This window comes from Methylobacterium sp. GC_Met_2 (assembly GCF_026540795.1).
Lineage (GTDB): Bacteria > Pseudomonadota > Alphaproteobacteria > Rhizobiales > Beijerinckiaceae > Methylobacterium.
Genome location: NZ_JALNUM010000257.1, coordinates 1 through 1113, shown reverse-complemented (window position 1 = coordinate 1113; position 1113 = coordinate 1). Strand labels below are relative to the sequence as shown.

At 67.2% G+C, this 1113-nt stretch carries 1 protein-coding gene; it reads right to left on the bottom strand.

What is annotated here, in order from left to right; all coding sequences use genetic code 11:
• On the bottom strand, window positions 1-1113 hold a 1113-nt coding region (gene tuf, locus OXS49_RS33315; RefSeq protein ID WP_267428765.1), incomplete at its 5' end, for an elongation factor Tu.

Here is a 1113-nt window from a genome sequence, read left to right as displayed (position 1 = left end):
TCAGTCGTTGATGGCGGCGACGACGCCGGCACCGACGGTGCGGCCGCCCTCGCGGATGGCGAAGCGCAGCTTCTCTTCCATGGCCACCGGCACGATCAGCACCACGTCCATGGTCACGTTATCGCCCGGCATCACCATCTCGGTGCCCTCGGGCAGCGTGCAGATCCCGGTCACGTCCGTCGTGCGGAAGTAGAACTGCGGCCGGTAGTTCGTGAAGAACGGCGTGTGACGGCCACCCTCCTCCTTGGTCAGGATGTACGCCTCGGCCTTGAACTTGGCGTGCGGCTTCACCGAACCCGGCTTGCACACGACCTGGCCGCGCTCCACGTCCTCGCGCTTCGTGCCGCGCAGCAGCACGCCGACGTTGTCGCCCGCCTGACCCTGGTCGAGCAGCTTGCGGAACATCTCCACGCCGGTCACCGTCGTGGTCTGCGTGTCGCGGATGCCGACGATCTCCACCGTCTCACCCACCTTCACGATCCCGCGCTCGACGCGGCCCGTCACCACCGTGCCGCGGCCCGAGATCGAGAACACGTCCTCGATCGGCATCAGGAACGGCATGTCGATCGGACGCTCCGGCTGCGGGATGTAGCTGTCCACCGTCGCCATCAGCGCCAGCACCGCTTCCTTGCCGATCTTCGGCTCCTTGTCCTCCAGCGCCATCAGCGCCGAGCCCTTGGTGATCGGGATGTCGTCGCCCGGGAAGTCGTACTTCGAGAGGAGCTCGCGCACCTCCAGCTCGACCAGCTCCAGCAGCTCCTCGTCGTCGACCATGTCGACCTTGTTCAGGAACACCACCAGCGCCGGCACGCCGACCTGACGGGCCAGCAGGATGTGCTCGCGGGTCTGCGGCATCGGGCCGTCGGCCGCCGACACCACCAGGATCGCGCCGTCCATCTGCGCCGCGCCCGTGATCATGTTCTTCACGTAGTCGGCGTGGCCGGGGCAATCCACGTGCGCGTAGTGACGGTTGGCCGTCTCGTACTCCACGTGCGCCGTCGAGATCGTGATCCCGCGCGCCTTCTCCTCCGGAGCCTTGTCGATCTGGTCGTAGGCCGTGAACGTCGCGCCGCCCGTCTCAGCCAGCACCTTCGTGATCGCCGCCGTCAACGA